19 protein-coding genes and 2 pseudogenes are annotated in these 21832 nt (G+C 54.1%); 3 read left to right on the forward strand and 18 right to left on the reverse strand.

Features of this window, described 5'->3' with window-relative positions; translation table 11 throughout:
• Positions 1 to 65 precede the first annotated feature (65 nt).
• The 5 genes and pseudogenes from leuS to RJD28_09830 all read right to left on the reverse strand — a co-directional run bounded on the left by leuS (position 66) and on the right by RJD28_09830 (position 7423).
• On the reverse strand, positions 66 to 2477 hold the full coding sequence (leuS, locus tag RJD28_09810) for a leucine--tRNA ligase (GenBank protein WNV56644.1): 2412 nt from the start codon (positions 2475 to 2477) through the stop codon (positions 66 to 68).
• Positions 2478 to 2609: 132 nt separating this feature from the next.
• Entirely contained in the window at positions 2610 to 3404 is a 795-nt protein-coding gene (locus RJD28_09815) for an ATP-binding cassette domain-containing protein (protein ID WNV56645.1), read from the reverse strand.
• Positions 3404 to 4339 (reverse strand): ABC transporter permease, encoded by a 936-nt coding sequence (locus RJD28_09820; protein WNV56646.1) that lies wholly within the window; start codon positions 4337 to 4339, stop codon positions 3404 to 3406. The genes RJD28_09815 and RJD28_09820 overlap by 1 nt, the downstream gene beginning before the upstream one ends.
• A gap of 131 nt (positions 4340 to 4470) precedes the next feature.
• Positions 4471 to 5506 (reverse strand): annotated as a pseudogene (locus RJD28_09825) (ABC transporter substrate-binding protein).
• Between the two features lie 324 nt (positions 5507 to 5830).
• Complete coding sequence (locus tag RJD28_09830; GenBank protein ID WNV56647.1) at positions 5831 to 7423, reverse strand: CvpA family protein; 1593 nt, start codon at positions 7421 to 7423, stop codon at positions 5831 to 5833.
• Between the two features lie 189 nt (positions 7424 to 7612).
• Between RJD28_09830 and RJD28_09835 the strand changes: the two genes are divergently transcribed.
• A complete protein-coding gene (locus RJD28_09835) occupies positions 7613 to 8614 on the forward strand; it encodes a hypothetical protein (GenBank protein ID WNV56648.1) in 1002 nt (333 codons plus the stop codon).
• On the opposite strand, the gene RJD28_09840 is transcribed toward RJD28_09835, so the two are convergent.
• From RJD28_09840 to rsmD, 3 genes are all read right to left on the reverse strand, one after another.
• Positions 8605 to 9216 carry an ATPase gene (locus RJD28_09840; protein WNV56649.1) on the reverse strand — a complete coding sequence of 204 codons (612 nt, stop codon included), beginning with the start codon at positions 9214 to 9216 and terminating at the stop codon, positions 8605 to 8607. The genes RJD28_09835 and RJD28_09840 overlap by 10 nt on opposite strands.
• A gap of 3 nt (positions 9217 to 9219) precedes the next feature.
• Positions 9220 to 9723 carry a pantetheine-phosphate adenylyltransferase gene (gene coaD, locus RJD28_09845; GenBank protein ID WNV56650.1) on the reverse strand — a complete coding sequence of 168 codons (504 nt, stop codon included), beginning with the start codon at positions 9721 to 9723 and terminating at the stop codon, positions 9220 to 9222.
• Positions 9724 to 9805: 82 nt separating this feature from the next.
• Positions 9806 to 10357, reverse strand: coding sequence for a 16S rRNA (guanine(966)-N(2))-methyltransferase RsmD (gene rsmD, locus RJD28_09850; GenBank protein WNV56651.1), 552 nt, complete (start codon positions 10355 to 10357; stop codon positions 9806 to 9808).
• Between the two features lie 204 nt (positions 10358 to 10561).
• Between rsmD and RJD28_09855 the strand changes: the two genes are divergently transcribed.
• Positions 10562 to 10768: an alpha/beta-type small acid-soluble spore protein gene (locus RJD28_09855; GenBank protein WNV56652.1), complete on the forward strand. Its 207-nt coding sequence runs from the start codon at positions 10562 to 10564 to the stop codon at positions 10766 to 10768.
• A gap of 56 nt (positions 10769 to 10824) precedes the next feature.
• On the opposite strand, the gene atpC is transcribed toward RJD28_09855, so the two are convergent.
• From atpC to RJD28_09895, 8 genes and pseudogenes are all read right to left on the reverse strand, one after another.
• Positions 10825 to 11241, reverse strand: a complete 417-nt coding sequence (gene atpC / locus RJD28_09860; protein WNV56653.1) for an ATP synthase F1 subunit epsilon — start codon at positions 11239 to 11241, stop codon at positions 10825 to 10827.
• Positions 11242 to 11248: 7 nt separating this feature from the next.
• Positions 11249 to 12662, reverse strand: a pseudogene (gene atpD / locus RJD28_09865) (F0F1 ATP synthase subunit beta).
• Positions 12659 to 13558 (reverse strand): ATP synthase F1 subunit gamma, encoded by a 900-nt coding sequence (atpG, locus tag RJD28_09870; GenBank protein ID WNV56654.1) that lies wholly within the window; start codon positions 13556 to 13558, stop codon positions 12659 to 12661. Before atpG ends, atpD begins: the two are co-directional and overlap by 4 nt.
• Positions 13558 to 15354: a F0F1 ATP synthase subunit alpha gene (atpA, locus tag RJD28_09875; protein WNV56655.1), complete on the reverse strand. Its 1797-nt coding sequence runs from the start codon at positions 15352 to 15354 to the stop codon at positions 13558 to 13560. Before atpA ends, atpG begins: the two co-directional genes overlap by 1 nt.
• Before the next feature lie 10 nt (positions 15355 to 15364).
• Positions 15365 to 15574 carry a hypothetical protein gene (locus tag RJD28_09880; protein WNV56656.1) on the reverse strand — a complete coding sequence of 70 codons (210 nt, stop codon included), beginning with the start codon at positions 15572 to 15574 and terminating at the stop codon, positions 15365 to 15367.
• Positions 15571 to 16056 (reverse strand): F0F1 ATP synthase subunit B, encoded by a 486-nt coding sequence (gene atpF, locus RJD28_09885; GenBank protein ID WNV56657.1) that lies wholly within the window; start codon positions 16054 to 16056, stop codon positions 15571 to 15573. Before atpF ends, RJD28_09880 begins: the two co-directional genes overlap by 4 nt.
• Positions 16057 to 16089: 33 nt before the next feature.
• Entirely contained in the window at positions 16090 to 16314 is a 225-nt protein-coding gene (atpE, locus tag RJD28_09890; GenBank protein WNV56658.1) for an ATP synthase F0 subunit C, read from the reverse strand.
• Between the two features lie 28 nt (positions 16315 to 16342).
• Positions 16343 to 17029 carry a F0F1 ATP synthase subunit A gene (locus tag RJD28_09895; protein ID WNV56659.1) on the reverse strand — a complete coding sequence of 229 codons (687 nt, stop codon included), beginning with the start codon at positions 17027 to 17029 and terminating at the stop codon, positions 16343 to 16345.
• Positions 17030 to 17184: 155 nt separating this feature from the next.
• Between RJD28_09895 and RJD28_09900 the strand changes: the two genes are divergently transcribed.
• Positions 17185 to 18084 (forward strand): LysR family transcriptional regulator, encoded by a 900-nt coding sequence (locus tag RJD28_09900; protein ID WNV56660.1) that lies wholly within the window; start codon positions 17185 to 17187, stop codon positions 18082 to 18084.
• Between the two features lie 15 nt (positions 18085 to 18099).
• Here the strand turns inward: RJD28_09900 and recG are convergent, their stop codons facing one another.
• Together recG and RJD28_09910 are read right to left on the reverse strand one after the other, a co-directional pair.
• A complete protein-coding gene (recG, locus tag RJD28_09905) occupies positions 18100 to 20157 on the reverse strand; it encodes an ATP-dependent DNA helicase RecG (protein ID WNV56661.1) in 2058 nt (685 codons plus the stop codon).
• A 7-nt stretch (positions 20158 to 20164) separates the two neighbouring features.
• Positions 20165 to 21829 (reverse strand): DAK2 domain-containing protein, encoded by a 1665-nt coding sequence (locus RJD28_09910; protein ID WNV56662.1) that lies wholly within the window; start codon positions 21827 to 21829, stop codon positions 20165 to 20167.
• Positions 21830 to 21832: the final 3 nt, after the last annotated feature.

The following is a 21832-nucleotide window of genomic DNA, read 5'->3' on the forward strand; positions in this document are numbered from 1 at the left end:
AAAAGAGGCAGTCCGCAGACTGCCCCTTGCATATTTATTGAGGATATGAAATTTTACAATTCCATTTATTTTGCAACGATATTGACGATACGTCCCGGTACGTAGATCTCCTTGATGATATTGCCGGTGAGACGGCCGCCCAGTGTCTCCTTGGCAATGGCCAGCACATCGTCCTTGGAAATATCTGCAGGCACGTTGATGACACATTTGGTCTTGCCGTTGATCTGTACGGCGATCTCCTTCTCGTCGTCTGCCATGTGTGCTTCCACATATTTCGGCCAGGTGTTCTTGAAGACGCTCTCGGTATGGCCCATCTGCTGCCACAGCTCCTCTGCGATATGCGGTGCAAAGGGCGCCAGCATGATGACCATGGTCTCCAGGCTCTCTTTGTCCACGCCGCCCTCTTTCTTGGCGATGTCGATGAACTTGTTGTTGTACTCCATGAAGCCGGATACAACGGTGTTCAGGCTGAAGCTTTCCAGACGGTTGGTGATGTCGTACATCATCTTATGTCTCGTCTTGAGCATGTTCTTGGAGGCCGGGATGTTCTTATCCTTGTTGTCCATGACCAGTGTCCATACACGGTTCAGGTAACGGTTGACGCCGTCGATGCCTCTGTCATCCCACTCGGCATCCAGTTCCGGCGGGCCCACGAACAGCTCGTACATCCGCAGGGAATCGCAGCCGTAATCGCGCACCAGATCATCCGGGGAAATAACGTTGCCCTTGGATTTACTCATCTTGATGCCGTTTTTGCCGGTGATCATACCCTGGTTGAACAGTTTGGTGAAGGGCTCATCAAAGTCGATGACACCGATGTCACACAGGAACTTGGTATAAAATCTGGAATACAGAAGATGCAGCACGGCATGCTCCACGCCACCGATATACATATCGACAGGCAGATATTTGTCTGCTTTCTCTCTGGAAACCAGTTCGTTGTCATTGTGGCTGTCCACGTAACGCAGGAAGTACCAGGAAGAACCGGCCCACTGAGGCATGGTGTTGGTTTCTCTCTTGGCCGGAGCGCCACAGCACGGGCAGGTGGTATTCACCCACTCATCGATGGCAGCCAGCGGGGATTCGCCGGTGCCTGTAGGCTGATAGCTCTCCACGTCAGGCAGGGTCAGCGGCAGCTGATCTTCCGGTACCGGTACGTTGCCGCATTTCGGGCAGTGTACGATGGGGATCGGCTCGCCCCAGTAACGCTGTCTGGAGAATACCCAGTCACGCAGCTTGTAGTTGGTGGTCTTGCGGCCCAGGCCCTTCTCTTCCATGATGAACGGCGCTTTCTCCTTCAACTCGGAGGACTTCATGCCGTTCCAGTCACCAGAATTGATCATGATGCCTGCGCCGGTATATGCCTCTGTCATGTTCTCCACCGGGTTGCCGTCGGGGGAAATAACAGGGATGATCGGCAGGTCAAATTTCTTCGCAAACTCAAAGTCACGGTCGTCATGGGCAGGTACGCACATGATGGCGCCGGTACCGTAGTCGGACAGCACGTAGTCGGACAGCCAGATCGGGATCTTCTTGCCGTTCAGCGGGTTTACCGCATAGCTGCCGGTGAATACGCCGGTCTTCTCCTTATCCTGAAGGCGGTCAACAGAGGAACGCATGGAGGATTTGAAAATGTAATCCTCAACGGCGGCTCTTGTCTCGTCGGTTGCCAGATCTTTTGCCAGCGCGTGCTCCGGTGCCAGTACCATGAAGGTAGCGCCGTGGAGCGTATCCGGACGGGTGGTATATACGGTGATGGACTTGTCGGTGCCGTCCACGGTAAAGTCTACCTCTGCGCCGTGGCTCTTGCCGATCCAGTCAGTCTGCATCTTCTTTACCTTCTCCGGCCAGTCCAGCTTGTCCAGATCAGCCAGCAGACGGTCAGCGTATGCCGTGATCTTCAGCATCCACTGTCTTAAATTCTTCTTCGTTACCGGTGTGCCGCAGCGCTCGCAGCAGCCATTGACAACTTCCTCGTTGGCAAGGCCGGTCTTACAGGACGGGCACCAGTTGATGGGGAACTCCTTCTCGTAGGCAAGTCCCTTCTTGAACATCTGTACGAAGATCCACTGGGTCCATTTATAAAACTTGGGGTCTGTGGTGTTGACTTCCATATCCCAGTCATAAATAGAAGCGATCTCGTTGATCTGCCGCTTGATATTCTTGATGTTGGCAGCGGTGGAAACTGCCGGATGGCTGCCGGTCTTGATCGCATAGTTCTCTGCCGGAAGGCCGAACGCATCCCATCCCATGGGATGGATCAGATAATATCCCTGGAGCATCTTGTAACGGCTCCACACATCAGAGATTACATAGCCTCTCCAGTGTCCCACATGCAGTCCGTTGCCGGACGGATACGGGAACATATCCAGACAGTAGTATTTCGGCTTCTTGCCGTCATTGACATTTACCGGGTGTTCTTCCCAGATCTTACGCCATTTCTGTTCGGTTGCCTTATGATTATAAGGTATTGCCATGGTGAATTCCTCCTTTTATCTGAAAGAGGGTGTCCGCTCATCAGCGGCACCCTCTACCAATTCTGAACCACTCTATATTTTAGCATATCCCGCATATTTGTCAATACGCGTTACGTCGCGGAAATCGCCGGATCAACCAAGGATCGCCTTGTCGTTGGTGAACTCCTCTCCGCTGACCTCCTCGAACTTGTGCAGCAGATCCTCCACCGTCAGGCGCTTCTTCTCCTCGCCCCGGATATCCAGGATGATATTGCCGTCCATCATCATGATCAGCCGGTTGCCGTGGATGATGGCATCCTTCATGTTGTGGGTGATCATCAGTGTGGTCAGGTGATCCCGGTTGACGATCATATCCGTGGTGGCCAGTACCTTGGCTGCGGTCTTGGGATCCAGCGCCGCAGTGTGCTCATCCAGAAGCAGAAGCTTCGGCTTCTTCAATGTAGCCATCAGAAGGGTAAGCGCCTGCCGCTGTCCGCCGGAAAGCAGACCCACCTTGGCCGTCATCCGGTCTTCCAGCCCTAAGCCCAGCGGCTTTAACAGCTCCTTATATTCTTCCCGCTCTGCCGCCTTGATGCCCTTTTTCAGCGTACGCATCTTGCCCCGGCGGCTGGCCAGCGCCAGATTCTCGTCAATGCCAAGGGTGGCTGCGGTGCCATTCATGGGATCCTGGAACACCCGGCCCAGGAAAGCCGCCCGGCGATGCTCCGGCAGCTTTGTCACATCCTGCCCGTCAATGAGGATCTGTCCCGCATCAATGGGCCATACCCCGGCGATGGCATTTAAAAGGGTGGATTTTCCGGCGCCGTTGCCGCCGATGACGGTAACGAAATCGCCCTCCTCCAGTGTCAGGCTGACACCCTTTAAGGCTCTTTTTTCATTGATGGTTCCCGGATTGAAGGTTTTATAAATATCACGTACTTCCAGCATTATGCTTCCCCTCCTTTTCCTTTTTTCGCAGCGCTTTTACCGCCGGAAAAATAACGGCTCTTCCAGGTCGGAATTGCCAGGAAGACAGCAACCACAAGGGCCGTCAGCAGCTTCAGCAGATCTGTGTCAATGCCTCTCCAGATGACAGCCTGCACCACCAGATAATAAATGATGGAACCGAATACCAGGCTCAGCAGGCGAAGGGCGAAGTTGCGGAAGATCCGGCCAAAAATGGCCTCGCCGATGATGACGGCTGCCAGTCCGATGACGATGGCGCCTCTGCCCATGTTGATGTCTGCAAATCCCTGATACTGGGAAAGCAGGGCGCCGGACAGGGCAACCAGCCCGTTGGAGATCATCAGGCCCAGCACCCGGTTAAAATCGGTATTGATGCCCTGGGCTCTTGCCATGCGGTCGTTACAGCCGGTGGCACGGATGGCACTTCCCAGCTCGGTACCGAAGAACCAGTACAGGATCGCAATGAGGATCACGATGGCCACTGCCACCACGAAGATGGTATTTTTTGTCAGGGCAACGCCTTTGACAAAACGAAGGGAAACCAGCAGTTTGTATTTATCCACGTTAATGGCCTGGTTGGCTTTTCCCATGATTTTCAGATTCACAGACCACAGCCCCAGCTGGGTCAGAATACCGGACAGGATGGCCGGAATGCCCATGAAGGTGTGGAACAGGCCGGTGACAAGACCTGCCGCCATGCCTGCCAGCAGGGAACAAAGCAGGGCAACCCATACGTTCTGTCCGCCGAGCATCATCATAATGCAGACGGCACCGCCGGTACACAGGCTTCCGTCTACGGTAAGATCCGCGATATCCAGCACGCGGAAGGTAATATATACGCCGATGGCCATGATACCCCAGATCAGGCCCTGGGCAGCTGCGCCGGGAAGCGCATTGATCAGATTCATAATGTTCATAATACGATCACCTCAGTTATTATAGTTGCTTATCGTTGCTGAAAAATCATGTATCACAAACGGCAGCGAAACAGATTGTGCCGTTCCGCTGCCAGTCATTGCTTATGTGTGTATTTGTGATTGCCGAACGCTTACTGCTCGATTGCTACATAGTCGTCCGGAACGGTGATGCCCAGATCCTCGCAGATCGCAGCATTGTATTTCTTGGTGAACTGCGGAGCGTACTCGATGGGCATGGTGGAAATATCCTCGCCGTTTAAGATCTTTGCAGCCATCTTACCGGTAGCGGTACCCAGATCATAGTAGCTGATGGAAAGGGTTGCCACGCCGCAGCCTGCACAGATACCTTCCTCGCCTGCGATTACCGGAACCTTTGCCGGACGGCAGATGTTGTCAAGGATGGCAGTATTGGAAGCTACGGTATTGTCTGTCGGAACGTAGATCACATCGCTCTCGGAAGCAGCGGTGGTTGCTACGGAAGACAGATCGTTGGAATCAGAGAAGGAGTACATCTTGCAGGTGTATCCCAGCTCTTTCAGATAACCCTGGATGGTCTCTACCTGATACAGAGAGTTGGGCTCTGCGGAGCAGTACAGAAGGCCGATGTTCTTGGCATCCGGGAACAGCTCATGGAGCATATCAGCCTGTCCGTCCAGCGGAGCCAGGTCGGAGGTTCCGGAAATGTTGCCGCCTACGGTGCCGTCGAAATCAGACAGCTCCAGGGCAACGCCGTACTCGGTAACAGCGGTTCCCAGGATCGGGATCTCGTTGGTGCCTGCTGCTGCTGCCTGCAGGGATGCAGTTGCGTTTGCCAGGATCAGGTCTACATTGTTGGATACAAATCCGTTGATAATCGTGGAACAGGTGTTGGAATCACCCTGTGCGTTCTGCTCGTCGAACTTCACGCCGTCCTCACCGAACTCCTCTACAAGGGCATCCTCAAAACCTTTGGTTGCGGCATCCAGTGCCTCGTGCTGTACCAGCTGGCAGATACCGATATTGAATACTTTGTCAGAAGCGGCGCTATCAGATGCGCTCTCCTCTTCTGCTGTGTCCTCTGCGGTTGTATTATCAGCTGCAGAAGTGTCTTCCCTTTGTGCTGCTGCCACATGCAGTGACGCTGACGCACATCGTTGCTGCCAGAAGCAGCGCTGCTAACTTTTTCATGACTTCTCCTCCATTTTTCAGCAATGTTTTACGCTATAAATATATATAGCATTAACATCATAGCGCTTTAACGCGAAAAAGTCAACGGGAAAATCTATTTTTTTCGTCATTATGCTTATTTCAGTTCACTTGTATATCAGTGTGGCCAGATTGCATGCTTGCATGTAAAGCTGGCTGCAATGATATACAAAGGGAGCGCCTGTTCATGAGCAAAAATGAGCTGCAAAGCAGCGGGAAGCATCGAAGATGCGATTTTGCGAATGGCGCGGGTGAACTGAAAAATGCAACCTTTCGAATGGCGCGGGTGAACGGTCAGCTCTTCTGTTATTTTAATGTATCCGCCGGACTCACATCGCTGCCGGGGCTGTAGGTGAAGGAAATAAAATCCCCCTCCCGGAACCGGATGATCTGCGGGAATTCTGCCACAGGGAAATCATAGATGGTCTCATCCCCTGCAAGCATGAGGTAATAATAGGTGTTGCCCTCCAGCGTCACAGGCGCCAGATGCTCGATGGTGCCGGATTTTTCCAGGGCGTCCGTCGTTCCCTGGGAGGTGATGCCGTTGGTGGCCAGCAGTGCCCGGTAAGATTTCTCACAGTCTTTCACCGTATCGCCGATGGCAACCCACTGGTATTTCTGAATGTTGACCATGGCATATTTTTTCACCAGACCGGCGTCGTCCTTCAGGGCGATAAAATAGGTGGGCTCATTGGCAATGTTCATGAGCAGCGGAAAGCTGGCCCGGTAGCCTAAGTTCTGTACCTGTCCCTCTGCGGAGGACATGGCGGAATCCTCGATGGCGCCCTCAATGGCATAAAATCTTGTCTCCATGGTACGCTGGTTCATGAGAACGAAGCCCACGTTGGACTGGTCGGTGTTGACCGACGTAATACCCGTGTACACCCACACGTCGTCATCCAGGGCAATATAGTTATAGCCGTTGGTCGTCTGCAGGCAGTCCTTCTGTCCCAGCACGCTGTTCAGGAAGCCGTGCTTCAATGTGCCGTGATAATCGTACAGATTCACCAGCAGATCCGCGGAATAGACCCGGTCTACCCAGGTAGGTACATTTTCCACGTCGTACAGGGTGGTCTCGCCGGTCTGGGCGTTGCACAGCACCACTTTTCCCACCGTCTGGCCGCCGAACAGGCCGATGTTGAATTTTTTCACCGGTGCGATCCAGTAAGGCGTGCCGTTATCGTCGATCTCAAAATTGATGTCGTCAAAAATGTACGTGGGATACCGGAAACGCAGGTGCCGGTAAATGTTACGGTTGAAATATTCGGACTCGGAATAGCGGATGGCATCCGAAAGCTTCACCAGCTCCGTGTTCTGGGTCGTCATATCAATCAAAATATAGGCCGGAATGCCATCTGCCTGGTTGGTGAGCCATTTGATGGGGCTGGCGTACACCAGAGGTGATACCCGCACCGGCTTGTCCTGATAGTTGATCTGGGAATAAAGGTCACTCACCTCAAACTGGGACACCATGTCCACCATGCTGCCCATTTTCCGATTGCCCAGCAGCATGGCCGTGGAGCGGTCCAGCAGCGGGATCTTGTCGTAGGACACCTGCTTGATATCCTCCGTGAATTCCCGGTCGTCCACCTGCATGAGCTGCTGATATTTCTTCGCATTGATGATGGGCGAAGACAGCAAGCTTCCCACCATGTACACGGCTGCCACCGCCGCGATCAGCAGGATCACGGTTTTTACCGGCTTGCTGGTTTTTAACTCCTCCGGGTGTGACAGATGCGGAAAAGCCTTCATCAGCAGCACGACCACCAGAATAAAGATCAGCGCCGACCAGAAACCGCCGGCGTGAATGTTGATGGCGGGTAACGTGACGTAATAATAAATCCCCAATACCAGCACGAGGATCAGCGCCCCGATCCCGTACTTTTTCTTTTTGCTCATAATCATCCTCCTTCATATAACATAACCTATGCCTGCTGTCGCAGGCGGTTCGTTCGATAAAGGCGCAAGAAAAGTAAATGCCGTCTTCGACGTCGCTTCCTTTTTCTTTTGCGCTTTTTATATTATACTATATATCCGTGTTCCTCGCATAGACTATATTGATCAGTATTGTCCCGGGAGTGGAAAGAAATGCCTGTGAAGCACATTTTTTTGAACAACGCATGGAAAAATACGCTGGCGGCGGTGGGGCTTCTCTCCGTGTTTGCACTGCTGGTCTGTTTTCCGTCTGTGGCTTCCGCGGGCGCCTCTCAGGGCCTTCTGCTCTGGTTCCAGGTGCTGATCCCGTCCTTGCTGCCATTTTTCCTGCTGTCCGGTTTCCTGATCCGCAGCGGCCTCATCTCCTCCGTCAGCACCGTGACTTATCCTCTGCTGGGGCGGTTCTTCCACACCACACCGGAGGGGGCCACCTGCATTCTCATCGGCTTCCTGTGCGGCTATCCGCTGGGGGCCCGGACGGTGGCGGATCTGTATGAACGAAAGCAGCTGTCCAGACCGGAAGCCACCTATCTTCTGTGCCTCACCAACAACGTCAGCCCCGGGTTTCTGTCCGGTTTTGTCATCAGCAGCTGTTTTCGGCGGCGGGAACTGCTGCTTCCGGCACTGCTGTGCGTCTACGGACTGCCTGTTGTCTGCAGCGGAATTCTCAGACGGGGACTGTCTATTGACCGGTATCGCAGCAACCATAGGAACGCAGAAGAACAGACCCGGCAGCTTTCCACACAAAGCATTTCCCACACCGGTCATGCAATCCAGGCCCCCAACCTCTCCTTCGCCGTCATCGATGAGACGATCCGCAGCAGCCTCGCATCCATGGCCATGCTGGGCGGTTATGTGATCCTGTTTCGCATCCTCATGCAGTTTCTGTTTGCGGCGCCGCTATCCGTACATACAAAAACAGCGCTGGCCGGGATACTGGAAATCACTTCCGGGATTCCCATGATCGTTGCCAACGCTGTGTCTTTCACATATGCATTTCCTGCGGTAATGGCAGTTCTGGCCTTCGGCGGTCTCTCCGGCCTGGCCCAGACCAGATCCGTTCTGTCACAGACAGATCTTTCCATCCGCAGCTATGTGTGCTGGAAGCTCTTCCTGGCAGTGCTCGCCTGGGGATGCGCTTCCCTCTACTCCTGAGGCTCTTCGCTCTCTTCCGGAACGGCTGCGCCTACGGAAGCCAGTGCCTCCTGGGCCTCCTTATGCTGGGGTGCCAGTTCTCTGCGGTTCATTTCCACCACTTCCAGGCAGTTGTTCAGAGATGTGACAAAATTCTCGTACTTGGCAGCTGCCGTCTCGGAGGTGTGCTGGATGATCTTGGACAGATTGCCCAGCATCTCATCTGTATACTGGATGGCTGCCAGGCGGTAATTGTTGGCATCCACCGTTGCCTTGTCCAGGATCTCCTGGGCCTGGCGGGTCGCTTCCTCGATATAGGCATTGGCCTGAGAATAAGCCTGCTGCATAATCTCATGCTCGCTGACCAGCTCTGTCGTCTGGGCCGTTGCCTGCTGGATCAGGGCGTCAGCCTTGGCCTGTGCATCGGCCATGATGGCATTCTTGTTACTGATGATCTTCTGATACCGCTTGATCTCATCCGGTGTCTTCAGGCGGAGCTCTCTTAAAAGCTCCTCGATCTCATCCTTGTTCACGATGATCTTCGTGTTGGAAAATCCCTGAAACTTACAACTGTCTATATAATCCTCGATCTCATCAATAATCTGTTCAATTCTGCTGCTCATAATTTAATCCTCCTCTGATGATTTCTGATGATTCTTAAATTTATTTCTGATCTTGTCCTCCACGTAGGGCGGAACAAAGGTTTTGATATCTGCGTCATACCAGGCCACCTCTTTCACCGTGGTGGAACTGAGGTAAGAGTATTTCAGACTCGTCATGAGAAACACCGTCTCGATCTCCGGGGCGATGATGTGATTCGTCTGCGCCATATTCAGTTCATATTCAAAATCCGGAATCGCCCGCAGGCCGCGAATGAGCACCTGCGCATGCTGCTGTCTTGCAAAATCCACCGTCAGTCCGCCAAAAGACTGCACGGTCACGTTCGGAATGTGCTTCGTCACTTCCCGGAGCATATCCTCCCGCTCTTCCACTGTAAACAGCGGTGTCTTTCCGCTGTTGCCGAGGACAGCCACGATCAACTCGTCCACCAGCCGGGCAGCTCTCTCTATCACATCGATGTGACCGTAGGTCACGGGGTCAAAGCTGCCTGCATAAATCCCCTTTTTCATGTCCTTACGTTCTCCTTCTCCTTCCCGCGATCCTGCCGGGCAGTTCCACGGGCTCCCTTTTTATCCCCAGAACGATTCTGGTCTACTGCTTCTGCAAAAACAAATGCAGATTCGTCTTGTATTCCTTCCTCCGCGCAATCCGGTAGCCATACTCCTCCACATAGGAAAAGTCCGTATGCTTCGATGCTTCCACGATGATCACCGTATCCTCATCCACAAAAGACCTGCCCTGCAGCGCCAGAAGCACCTGCTTCTCCAGCTCATGATCATAGGGCGGATCCATAAAAATATAATCAAAGGGTGCGGTTCCATCCAGTCTTGCAAGGGCGCCGAACACATCCGCATCCATCACCCGCGCCCGGTCGGCAAGCTTCGTAAAAGCAAGATTGGCACGGATACAGGACACCGCTGCCGGTGCCTTCTCCACGAACACCGCCTCCTTCGCGCCGCGGCTCAGCGCCTCAATGCCGATAGCCCCGCTCCCGGCAAAAAGATCCAGAAACCGGCAATCGCAGATGCCCGTCTGTAACATATTAAAAAGTGTTTCCTTGATCCGATCCGTCGTCGGCCGGGTGTCCAGTCCTTCTATCGTCTTCAGCGGAAGACTTCCCGCAGTTCCCGCAATCACTCTCATGTTCTTAACTCCTCACTGCACATACAGTATATGTGCACTGTTAATAATTAATTATAAATTTTTGCCCATTCGATGTCAATAAATTTCGTTATCAAAATATGTTATTTTTTGCAGGAACTGCTAGTTTAAGAACGCGGCTTTTTCACATACTAACAGCGTAATCAAAACAAATGATTGCAAAAAACACAAAAGGAGGAAACAATCATGACAAACAGTTCTTCTAATAAGATGAATGTCCCGGAGGCCAAGAGCGCCATGGACAAGTTTAAATTCGAGGTAGCCAGCGAGCTGGGTGTGCCGTTATCCGACGGATACAACGGAAACCTGACATCCAAGGAAAACGGTTCTGTCGGCGGCTATATGGTCAAGAAGATGATCGAGGCCCAGGAACGCCAGATGGCCGGCAAATAACCAGGCCACAGACACAAAAAAGATGGGGAACTCTCTTCTCCATCTTTTTTGCTGCCCTATTTTCTGTCGCCATACCGGCTGGTCATTTTCAGCCGCGCCATGGCCCGGGCAAGATTTGCTTTGTTCAGTTCATATTCAATCATGCTGTTTTTCTGCCGGAGCTGTTCCCGGGCCCGGTCATAGGCATCCTGCGCCCGCTGCCGGTCGATATCCTCGGGCCGTTCCACGGTATCCACGATCATCAGGGCGCGGTTATGGATGATCTGCAGAAAACCGGCGCCCGTGACGCCCTCCAGCCATTGGCCATCCTCTTTCTGGATACGCAGTGTCCCGGCATATACGGCAATGACCATATTTTCGTGATGCGGCATCACGCCGTACATGCCGTCAGAGGCGGTGAACTGGATCTGCCGGCATCTGCCCTGAAAAAAGATCCGGTCCATCTCCGTTACATTCAGATAAAAGGTTTCCATGAAGCCGTCACTCCTTTTCCGACCGGGACTGTCCCTGCAGGGCAGCCGCTTTTTCCTTCACATCCTCGATGGTGCCCACATTGAAGAAAGCAGCCTCCGGGTATTCGTCCATCTCTCCGTTTACGATGGCGGCAAAGCCGCGGATCGTATCAGACAACGGCACGTATTTTCCGGGTATGCCGGTGAAATTCTCCGCCACGAAGAACGGCTGGGACAGAAACTTCTGGATCTTTCTGGCCCGCATTACAGTCTGCTTATCCGCATCCGACAGCTCCTCCATGCCAAGAATGGCAATGATATCCTGCAGCTCCCGGTATTTCTGCAGGATCTGCTGTACCGCCCGGGCAGTCTCGTAATGCTCCCTGCCGACGATGTCCTCGCTTAAGATCCGGGAGGTGGAGCCCAGCGGATCAATGGCCGGATAAATGCCCTGTTCCACGATTTTTCTGGACAATACTGTCGTCGCATCCAGATGGGTAAAGGTGGTGGCCGGGGCCGGATCCGTCAGGTCATCCGCCGGCACGTAGACGGCCTGCACGCTGGTGACGGAACCGTTTTTTGTGGAAGCGATCCGCTCCTGCAGCTCTCCCATCTCCTGGGCCAGTGTGGGCTGGTACCCAACCGCAGAGGGCATTCTTCCCAGCAGGGCGCTGACCTCGGAACCGGCCTGCACAAACCGGAAAATGTTATCGATGAACAGCAGCACATTCTGATGCTTCACATCCCGGAAATATTCCGCCATGGTAAGGCCGGTCTGGGCGGCACGCATCCGGGCACCCGGGGATTCGTTCATCTGACCGAACACCAGCGCCGTCTTTTTCAGGACGCCGGAGGCTTTCATCTCTGTCCACAGATCATTGCCCTCCCGGGAGCGCTCTCCCACGCCGGTAAAAATAGAATAGCCGCCCTGCTCCGTGGCAATGTTGCGGATCAGCTCCTGGATCAGCACGGTTTTGCCCACACCGGCGCCGCCGAACAGGCCGATCTTACCACCCTTGGCATAGGGGGCCAGAAGGTCAATGACTTTAATCCCGGTCTCCAGGATTTCCGTTGCCGGGTTCTGGTCCTCAAAAGCCGGCGGTTCCCGGTGAATGCACCAGTGCGGCACATCGGAAAGATCTTCTCCGCCGTCCAGTGTCTGCCCGGTAACACCAAACAGACGCCCCAGCGTCTGTTCTCCCACCGGCACACAGATGCCGGTTCCGGTGGCTTCCACTTCCATATCCCTGCACAGCCCTTCCCCGGGGGACAGAAGGATACAGCGCACCGTCCGCTCCCCCGACATGCTGTGCCACCTCCATCACACATCGTTTTCCCTCGTTATTCACATACAGGGCATCCCGGATGGCAGGCAGCGGCTCCGCCGGAAATTCCACGTCCACCACCGGCCCCATGACCTGTACAATTTTTCCGTTCATCATCTGTTTTCCTCCTTTAACGCCCGGGCGCCTCCTGCCACCTCCGTGATCTCCTGGGTGATGGAAGACTGCCGGATGCGGTTGCAGCTGATCCGCAGGGAACGGATCATGTCATCCGCACTTTCTGTTGCAGAGCGCATGGCATTCATCCGGGCATTCTGTTCGCTGGAATAAGCCTCTACCAGCGCACTGTATATATAACCGGCCACGTAATTCGGCACGATACTTTCCAACGCCGCCTCCGGGGATGGCAGATAAGTCATCTCCTCCCCGTAGGAAGAAAGGCCGGGCTGATCAAAATGTGCCCGGTGCAGCGGCAGCAGCTGCTGGAGCTTTGCCTCGCTTTCCATTGCATTTTTCATCTGGGTATAAATGATCAGAACCTCCGTCAGCGCACCGGCACGGTACTGGGAAAGCAGGGTCTGTGCAATGACCCTTGCCCGGTGCATGGTCGGTTTCTGGATCGTATAGTGGAACTGGCTGTCGAAAGGGATTCTGCGCTGCTCAAAATAGGCCCGGCCGATCTCTCCCACCACATACAGGGCAGGTTTTTCTGCTCCCGCTTCTTCCCGCTGCCGGATCGTCTCCTGTGCAACCTTTAACACGTTCTGGTTATAGGCACCTGCCATCCCTTTGTCTGCCGTGATCACCAGAATGCCTGTTTTTTCACTGTTCCGGGACGGATCCTCCTTTTCCAGATACTGATTTTCGATGTCCGGCACATGCCGCAGCAACCGGGCCACCGCATTCTGCAGCGTAAAAAAATACGGTTCCGTATCTGCCAGCCGCTGCTTCGCCCGTTTCATTTTGGAAGAAGAGATCAGGTACATGGCATTGGTGATTTTTCGGGTTTCTTCAATGCTCTCCATTCTGGCCTTCAGTTCTGTCTCGTTTGCCATCAGGACCACCCGCCTTTGAATTCCCGGATGGCTTCCAGCAGGGCCGTCTTCGTCTCTTCCTCCAGCCGTCCTGTCTCTTGGATGGTATGAAGAAGCTCCCCATGACAGCGCCGCATCCAGTCCAGCAGCTCTGTCTGGAACCGTTTCACATCCTTCACCGGCACGTCCACCAGCACTCTTTCCACCGCCGCTGTCAGGGAAACCACCTGTTCCGGCATGGACAGCGGATGGTTCCTGGGCTGTTTTAACAGCTCCATCAGGGTGCTGCCGTAGGCCAGCTGTGCCCTTGTATTCTCATCCAGATCGGAATCAAACTGGGTAAATACCTCCATTTCCCGGTACTGGGCCAGGTCGATCCGGAGGCTACCGGACGTCTGCTTCATGGCTTTCGTCTGGGCCGCGCCGCCCACACGGGAAACGGACAGCCCCACGTTGACAGCCGGACGCATGCCGGAGAAGAACAGGCTGCTTTCCAGGAAGATCTGTCCGTCGGTGATGGAAATCACGTTGGTGGGGATATAGGCCGACACATCCCCTGACTGGGTCTCAATGATGGGCAGTGCGGTGATGGAACCGCCGCCCAGCTCTTTCTTCAAGCAGCTGGAACGCTCCAGCAGGCGGGAATGCAGATAAAACACATCGCCGGGATAGGCTTCCCGTCCCGGGGATCGGCCAATCAGCAGGGAAATGGCCCGGTAGGCCACCGCATGCTTGGAAAGGTCATCGTATACGATGAGCACATCCTTTCCCTGATGCATGAAATATTCCGCCATGGATGTGCCCGCGTAGGGCGCTGCGTACTGTAGGGACGCCGGATCGCTGGCCGTTGCCGCCACCACGATAGAGTAAGGAAGCGCACCGTAGGTTTTCAGCGTCTGTACCACGCTGGCCACCGTGGAGGCCTTCTGGCCGATGGCCACATAAATGCAGATCACCCCTTTCCCCTTCTGGTTCAGCATCGTATCAAGGGCAATGGATGTCTTACCGGTCTGCCGGTCTCCGATGATCAGCTCCCGCTGTCCTCTGCCGATGGGGAACATGGAATCAATGGATAAAATACCGGTCTCCATGGGCCTGGTCACCGGGCTTCTGTCTGCAATGGATGGTGCCTCCCGTTCCATCGGATAAAAGTCTGCCGCTTCGATGGCGCCCTGGCCGTCCATGGGTTCCCCCAGTGCATTAACCACTCTGCCGAGAAAGGCTTCGCCCACAGGAATGCCGGCCCGTTTTTTCGTGCGGATGACCCGACTGCCTTCTCCGATGCCGCGGTCTCTGCCAAAAAGGATACAGCGGATCGTATCCCTTCGGATATCCTGTACCATGCCCTTTTCGCCGTTGTCAAACTGGACAACCTCGCCGTACATGGCATGATCCAGCCCGTCAATGGATACGATGCCGTCGCCTGCGGTCCGCACGGTTCCCACTTCATGAATGGTCTCATCAAAATCGCTGTCCCGCACCGTTTCCCGCAGAACGGAGATCACTCCCGACAGGCTGTCAGACTGCCCGGCCTGCTGCGCCATCTTCTGTTTTAATGCCTGCAGCTTTCCTTCATAACTCCAGTCGTATTCCTTTCCGTCCACCTGCAGCCGGAAACCGCCGATGAGGGAGGCATCTTTTCTGACAGAAAGAACAAGGGTTCTGCCCGGATACTGCTTCTGTACACAGGCCAGAAGTCTCTCCCTGACCGCTTCCTCCGGTTCGGTAACACACGTCAGCGTCACCTGCAGGGAACTGTCTTCTCCTTCCCGGGGTCTTGCCTGAAACTGTTCTGCGATCTCCCGGAACCGGTCCATGTCCTGGTTATCACAGAGCAGCCGGATCAGATCCCTGACAGACGTGGGAAACAGCTTCTCTGCCGCTGCATGTTTTTTTCTCCACTGCTATGGACGGATCACAGAAAAATGCCTCGATCTCCGGCACCAGCGTCAGGAGCTCCGCAGCGCTCTTCACATCTTCTTTTGGAATCTTTAATTGTTCCAGCATGGTTACATAATCGGCTGTGCTTCGACTCATTGTTCCTCACCCGCTTTTTTCAGAAATTGTTCATAAATCTGTTCGTCTGTTTTCACCCCGGTACACTGTCCCAGGATCTGGCTGGCCGTATCCGCTGCCAGTCCCGCGATCTGCGTCCGGGCTTCTCTTAACATCTGCTCTTTTTCCCGGGCAGCTGCTTTGCGCGCCTCTTCCTTTACCCGGGCGCTCTCTTCCTGCGCCGTTTGCATGGTACGCGCATAGGCCGCATCCGCGTCCTCCTTTGCTTTTCGCAGCACATTTTCCGCCTCGGTCTTTGCATCGTGCATGGATGCTTCATACTGTTCTTTTTCCTGCTGTGCTGCTTCCTTCAGGCTTTTGGCCTGGGCCATCTCCTCTGCAATGAGCTTCTGCCGTTCATCCAGGATCCGATGTACCGGCCCGAACAGGAATTTTTTCATGAGAAAGTAAAAAATCAGCAGATTGATGATCACATAAACGAGGCTGATATTTAAACTGAGCATGCTCGTTTCCTCCTTTTTCCATACATCCGTTTCCTATGCCAGGAAGAGGATGATCAGAATGGCGATGACGAAGCCGAAGATGGCCGTTCCCTCTGCCAGCGCACAGCCAAGGATGAAAAGCTTGCTGATCTTGCTCTCTGCTTCCGGCTGTCTTGCCACTGCCTCTGTTGCCTTTCCGGTTGCGATACCAATGCCGATACCTGCGCCGATACCTGTTAAAATTGCAATGCCTGCTCCAATCGCGATAAGTGCTGTCATATCTGTTCTCCTTTTCTTTCTATAAGATTTAATTGATTTTTTCCTGAATAAACATGGATGTCAGGAACGTGAATACATAGGCCTGTAAGAGCCCGTCAAAAATATCAAAATAAAGACTGAATGGCACCGGCAGCGCCACTGGCAGCAGCTGTTTGATCAGTTCCATGATCACAAATGCGCCCAGCACATTGCCGAACAGCCGCATGCACAGCGACAGCGGACGGATGATCACTTCCAGAAGGTTCATGGGGGCGATGACCGGCGACGGATCCGCGAAGCTTTTCAGCCAGCCTTTCAGGCCTTTTGACCGGATGCCCGATGTTTCCACGAGGATGATGCTCATCAGTGCCAGCGCCGCCGTCACATTCAGATCTTTGGTGGGCGGCTTGAGGCCAAACAGGCCGATGATATTGGACACACCGATGTACAGCAGCACGGTCACCATGTACGGGACATACCGCCGTCCCTTCTCACCGAGAATGCCATCAAAAATATGCTCCAGTCCGGTGACTGCCGTTTCCAGTGCCACCTGTCTTCTAGTGGGTTCCGTCACCCGCAGATGCCTGGTCAGCACGATGGACAACACAACGAGAACGCCCATGATGATCCAGGAAACGGCCACAGATTCTGCGATGGGAATGCCGCCAAACACCGGAATGGTAAAAGCTGTCTTGCAGGTAAGCTCTTCCATGATCCTCGATGCAAGATCTCCCATAGATTGTCAGCTCCTTTCTTTTGTATCTGTTACGATATCGCTCAGGGATTGTTTTTTCCTGATTCTTGCATTATACTCATACGTGAAGAAAAATAAAAATGCTATTTTTGCGATTATCCATACGTTATATACATGGATAAAAGAAAGGGAAAAAGATGTCAGTCAGCTATGATTATTACAAAATCTTTTATTATGTGGCGAAATACAGAAATATTACAGCCGCAGCCAATGCGCTCTTCCTGTCCCAGCCTACCGTCAGCCGCACGATCCAGAATCTGGAAACAGAGCTGGGCTGTCAGCTGTTTATTCGCAGCAAAAAAGGCGTCGTCCTGACGCCGGAGGGAGAAATCCTGTACCGTTATGTGAGCCGGGCCCACCGCAGCATCACCCAGGCAGAGGAGGCGCTCACGGAGGCACGTTCCCTGAACAAAGGGGTGCTCCGGATCGCAGCCACGGAGATGACCATGCAGAACTTTCTCATGCCCTATCTGAAACGCTATCACAGCCTGTATCCGTCCATCAAGCTGGAGATTTCCAATGGGACGACCAGTGAAGGGCTGCTGATGCTGGGTTCCAATCTGGCAGACCTGGCCGTGATCACCTCCCCCATCCCGGAGAATGACCAGCTGCTGGTGCAGAAGCTGCGGCCCATCAATGACGTGTGCATTGCCGGGAAACAATATGAACACCTGAAAGAGCGCCCGCTCTCGCTGGCAGATCTGGGACAATACCCTCTGATCTGTCTGAAAAAGGGACTGACCACCCGGATCTTCCTGGATCATGTGTTTGAGTCCTGCGGGTTGCTTCTGGATCCGGACATTGAGATCGCCTCCTCGGAGCTCATCACGCCCATGGTCGTGTTAAATATGGGCATCGGCATTGTGCCATTGCGGCTGGCCCGGCCGGAGATCGAGAAAGGGAATGTCTTCTGCCTTTCTATCAAAGAAAAATTTCCGCCCCGCGACCTCTGCCTGGTGTCTCATGTGGAGTACCCGCCATCTGCCGCAGCGCGGAAATTTGAAGATCTTCTGATGGATGATTCCATCTCCGAATAAAAAACGTTTTTCTGTTTACAGGTTCAGATTGCCCAGATCATACCGCATATAGGCAGCCAGCCGTTTTTTCAGCGGCTGGTATTTTTCCAGGGAAAGCTCCGGGTCTTCCTCGAACACTGCCGTCACCGCATCGTTGGCTTCTTTCAGAATCCCGGCATCTGTGAAAATATCCCCGATCCGAAATTCCAGCAGGCCGCTCTGGCGGATGCCGAACATATCCCCGGGCCCCCGCAGCTTCAGATCCTCACTGGCAATATAAAATCCGTCGTTGGAGCGGTTCAGCGTCTGGAGTCGTTTCAGCGTATCCTTACTCTTCGTGTCGGACACAAAAATACAGTAGGACTGATGGGCGCCGCGCCCCACCCGGCCCCGGAGCTGATGGAGCTGGGCCAGGCCGAAGCGCTCGGCGTTCTCCACCATCATCACCGTGGCGTTGGGCACGTTGACTCCCACCTCGATGACCGTGGTGGACACCAGCACCTGGATCTCTCCGGCCAGAAACCGCTCCATGATCTCATTTTTTTCTTTGGGCTTCATTTTGCCGTGGAGATAAGCCGTGTGGATATCCCCCGGCAGCACTTCCCGCAGCTTTTTCTCATAATCCATGACGTTGGTCACGCCGTCCATGGTTTCATTTTCCTCCACCATGGGGCAGATCACATAGGCCTGTCGGCCTTCCCGTACCTGATTTTCGATGAATTTGTAGGCCGTGGCATGGTAGCTGCTGTTCACCACGCAGTTTTTGATGGGCAGCCGGTTGGCCGGCAGCTCATCGATGACCGAAATATCCAGATCCCCGTACAAGATGATGGCCAGCGTCCGGGGAATGGGGGTGGCACTCATGACCAGGATATGGGGATGGGCTCCTTTGTCGGACAGGGCTTCCCGCTGCCGCACGCCAAACCGGTGCTGCTCGTCCGTCACCACCAGCGCCAGATTCCGAAACTGCACCTTGTCCTGGATAAGGGCGTGGGTGCCGATGACAATGTCCGCCTCTCCCGCCTCAATGCGGGCATAGGCCTCCCGCTTCTCCTTTGCCGTCATGGAGCCGATGAGCAGGATCGGCGTCAACGGGATATGATGCGCCCCGAACAGCTCCTGCATGGACTCCATATGCTGTCTGGCCAGCACCTCCGTGGGCACCATGAGAGCTCCCTGCAGTCCATTGAGGCAGACGGTCATCAGCGCCAGAATGGCAATGATCGTCTTGCCGGAGCCCACGTCTCCCTGGACAAGACGGCTCATGACATAAGGCTTCTGCAGATCCGCCTCGATCTCCTGCCACACTTTTGTCTGGGCGCCGGTGAGTTCGTAGGGCAGCCCTTCGATAAAAGCCGCCACCTCCGGCCGTTTCTCAATGGAGAAATCATTGGTCAGCCGCTCTTCTGAAGTTTTCAGCTGACGAAGGGAAGCGATAAACAGGAAAAACTCATCGAACACCAGCCGTTTCCGGGCCTGAAGCAGCAGCTCCCGGTCTTTTGGAAAATGAATGTTCGTCAGGGCAAAGTTATACTCCGGCAGGGTGTGGCGCTGCCGGAAATCCACCGGGTAAAATTCCCGCTTGCTGCCATAGTTGCTCACGGCCTGGGCCATGGCTTTCGTCAGCATCTTGTTGGACACTCCGGCAGTCAGCGGATAGATGGGCAGAAGCCGTCCCATCTGTTCTTCATATTTCTCCGGTGCAAACACCTCCGGCTGGATCATCTGCAGATTTTTGCCGGATAATTTCACACGGCCGCGAAACACATACGTGCTCCCGGCCGTGAGATTGTTCTTCATAAACAGTGCATTGAACCAGGTGGCCGTCATGGTGCCGCCGGGATCGGATACCGACACGGTCACAAGAACCATGCCCCGGATCCGCCGGGCATTCACCGGGCCATCCACCCGTCCCATGATGCTGACCACCTCTGTCCCGTCCGGATGCACCTCCGAAGTCAGGACTGGCTGTTGATATTCTTCATAATCTCTCGGGTAATAGTCGAGAAGCTCTTCCACCGTGGTAATGCCCAAGCGTGCAAAAGATTTCGCTGTCTTCTCGCCGATCCCCTTCAAAGAACTGATTGGATTCATGTCACTCTTACTCTACGCTGACTACATAGTAGTAGATAGGCTGTCCGCCGAAATGTACCTCGATATCACAGTCGGGATATTCTTTCTCCAGCCAGGATGCCAGCGCATTCGCATCCTCTTCCTTCATGTCCTCGCCGTAGTAAACGCTAATCAGCTCTGAGTCCTCGTCCACCATCTGGGCGATCATGTCCTTGGTGGTCTGGGCAATATCACGGCCCACAGACAGGATCGTCTTGTCGCCGATGCCCATAATGTCGCCCTCATGGATATCCTTGTCATCAATGTGGGTATCCCGCACAGCGTAGGTCACCTGACCGGTCTTCACGTTCTCAATGCCCTCCATCATGGCAGAAGCATTCTCCTCCACCGGACGGTCCGGAACAAAATTGATCAGCGCCGCAATACCCTGGGGCACGGTCTTGGTGGGAATGACGAACACATTCTTGTCCTTGGTCAGGGACTGGGCCTGATTGGCTGCCAGAATGATGTTCTTATTATTCGGGAAAATGAAAATATTCTGCGCATTTACCTTCTCGATGGCGTTGAGCATGTCCTCGGTGCTGGGGTTCATGGTCTGGCCGCCCTCAATAAGGTAGTCTACCCCCAGTCCTTTGAAGATCTCACCGATACCGGCACCGATGGATACGGAGATAAAACCGCACTCTTTCTTGGGTGCTTTCGCTGCCTCGGCTTCCTGCTTCTGCTGCTCGGCCAGCTTGGCTGCGTCCTTGATCAGCTTCTCCTGGTGTTCCTCACGCATATTGTCGATCTTCATTCTGGAAAGTGCGCCATACGTCAGAGCCTTCTGGATCGCCAGACCCGGATCGTTCGTATGTACGTGCACCTTCACGATATCGTCATCGGACACGACCACGATGGAATCCCCGATGGACTCCAGATAGCTCTTGAACTCATGTTCCTTCTCTTCGTTATATCCCTTGTTCAGCATAACGATGAACTCGGTGCAGTAGCCGAACTTGATGTCCGCCTCTGCCTGGGCACCGGGCTTGGTCACGGTCGCTGCCGGGCCTGCCTCGATGGTGTAGTCGATCTCCTTGCCCATGAACGCATCAAATGCGCCTTTCAGTACCTGCACAAGACCCTGTCCGCCGGAATCCACCACGCCTGCTTCCTTCAGCACCGGCAGCATGTCCGGGGTTCTGGACAGCACTTCATCCGCATACTCGATGATGGCGCGGAAGAACATCTCCAGATCATCTGCGCTCTCTGCCAGCTCGCATGCCTTGTCTGCGGCGCCTCTGGCAACGGTCAGGATCGTTCCCTCCTTCGGCTTCATCACGGCCTTATATGCGGTCTCCACACCCTTCTCCATGGCATTGGCGATGAGCACCGCATCCAGCTCCTTATATTCCTTAATCCCCTTCGTAAATCCACGAAGCAGCTGAGAGAGAATGACACCGGAATTGCCCCGCGCACCACGCAAGGATCCGCTGGAAATGGCCTTGGCAAGCTCTCCCATCTCGATCTGTTCCATGCCGCCGACTTCCCGGGCTGCGGACATGATGGTGAGCGTCATGTTCGTTCCGGTATCTCCATCGGGAACCGGGAATACATTCAGCTCATTGATCCATTCCTTCTTCGCCTCTAAGTTCTTCGCTCCGCCCAGAAACATCTTTGCGACCATTTCGGCGTTAATTGTATTGATAGCCACTGC

This window comes from Oscillospiraceae bacterium NTUH-002-81 (genome assembly GCA_032620915.1).
Lineage (GTDB): Bacteria > Bacillota > Clostridia > Lachnospirales > Lachnospiraceae > JAGTTR01.

Excerpts from the sequence above, each read along its gene's own strand:
- leuS (WNV56644.1), bottom strand. The coding sequence starts at position 2,477 with ATGGCAATACCTTATAATCATAAGGCAACCGAACAGAAATGGCGTAAG.
- RJD28_09815 (WNV56645.1), bottom strand. The coding sequence starts at position 3,404 with ATGCTGGAAGTACGTGATATTTATAAAACCTTCAATCCGGGAACCATC.
- RJD28_09820 (WNV56646.1), bottom strand. The coding sequence starts at position 4,339 with ATGAACATTATGAATCTGATCAATGCGCTTCCCGGCGCAGCTGCCCAG.
- RJD28_09830 (WNV56647.1), bottom strand. The coding sequence starts at position 7,423 with ATGAGCAAAAAGAAAAAGTACGGGATCGGGGCGCTGATCCTCGTGCTG.
- RJD28_09835 (WNV56648.1), top strand. The coding sequence starts at position 7,613 with ATGCCTGTGAAGCACATTTTTTTGAACAACGCATGGAAAAATACGCTG.
- RJD28_09840 (WNV56649.1), bottom strand. The coding sequence starts at position 9,216 with ATGAGCAGCAGAATTGAACAGATTATTGATGAGATCGAGGATTATATA.
- coaD (WNV56650.1), bottom strand. The coding sequence starts at position 9,723 with ATGAAAAAGGGGATTTATGCAGGCAGCTTTGACCCCGTGACCTACGGT.
- rsmD (WNV56651.1), bottom strand. The coding sequence starts at position 10,357 with ATGAGAGTGATTGCGGGAACTGCGGGAAGTCTTCCGCTGAAGACGATA.
- RJD28_09855 (WNV56652.1), top strand. The coding sequence starts at position 10,562 with ATGACAAACAGTTCTTCTAATAAGATGAATGTCCCGGAGGCCAAGAGC.
- atpC (WNV56653.1), bottom strand. The coding sequence starts at position 11,241 with ATGGAAACCTTTTATCTGAATGTAACGGAGATGGACCGGATCTTTTTT.
- atpG (WNV56654.1), bottom strand. The coding sequence starts at position 13,558 with ATGGCAAACGAGACAGAACTGAAGGCCAGAATGGAGAGCATTGAAGAA.
- atpA (WNV56655.1), bottom strand. The coding sequence starts at position 15,354 with ATGGACCGGTTCCGGGAGATCGCAGAACAGTTTCAGGCAAGACCCCGG.
- RJD28_09880 (WNV56656.1), bottom strand. The coding sequence starts at position 15,574 with ATGAGTCGAAGCACAGCCGATTATGTAACCATGCTGGAACAATTAAAG.
- atpF (WNV56657.1), bottom strand. The coding sequence starts at position 16,056 with ATGCTCAGTTTAAATATCAGCCTCGTTTATGTGATCATCAATCTGCTG.
- atpE (WNV56658.1), bottom strand. The coding sequence starts at position 16,314 with ATGACAGCACTTATCGCGATTGGAGCAGGCATTGCAATTTTAACAGGT.
- RJD28_09895 (WNV56659.1), bottom strand. The coding sequence starts at position 17,029 with ATGGGAGATCTTGCATCGAGGATCATGGAAGAGCTTACCTGCAAGACA.
- RJD28_09900 (WNV56660.1), top strand. The coding sequence starts at position 17,185 with ATGTCAGTCAGCTATGATTATTACAAAATCTTTTATTATGTGGCGAAA.
- recG (WNV56661.1), bottom strand. The coding sequence starts at position 20,157 with ATGAATCCAATCAGTTCTTTGAAGGGGATCGGCGAGAAGACAGCGAAA.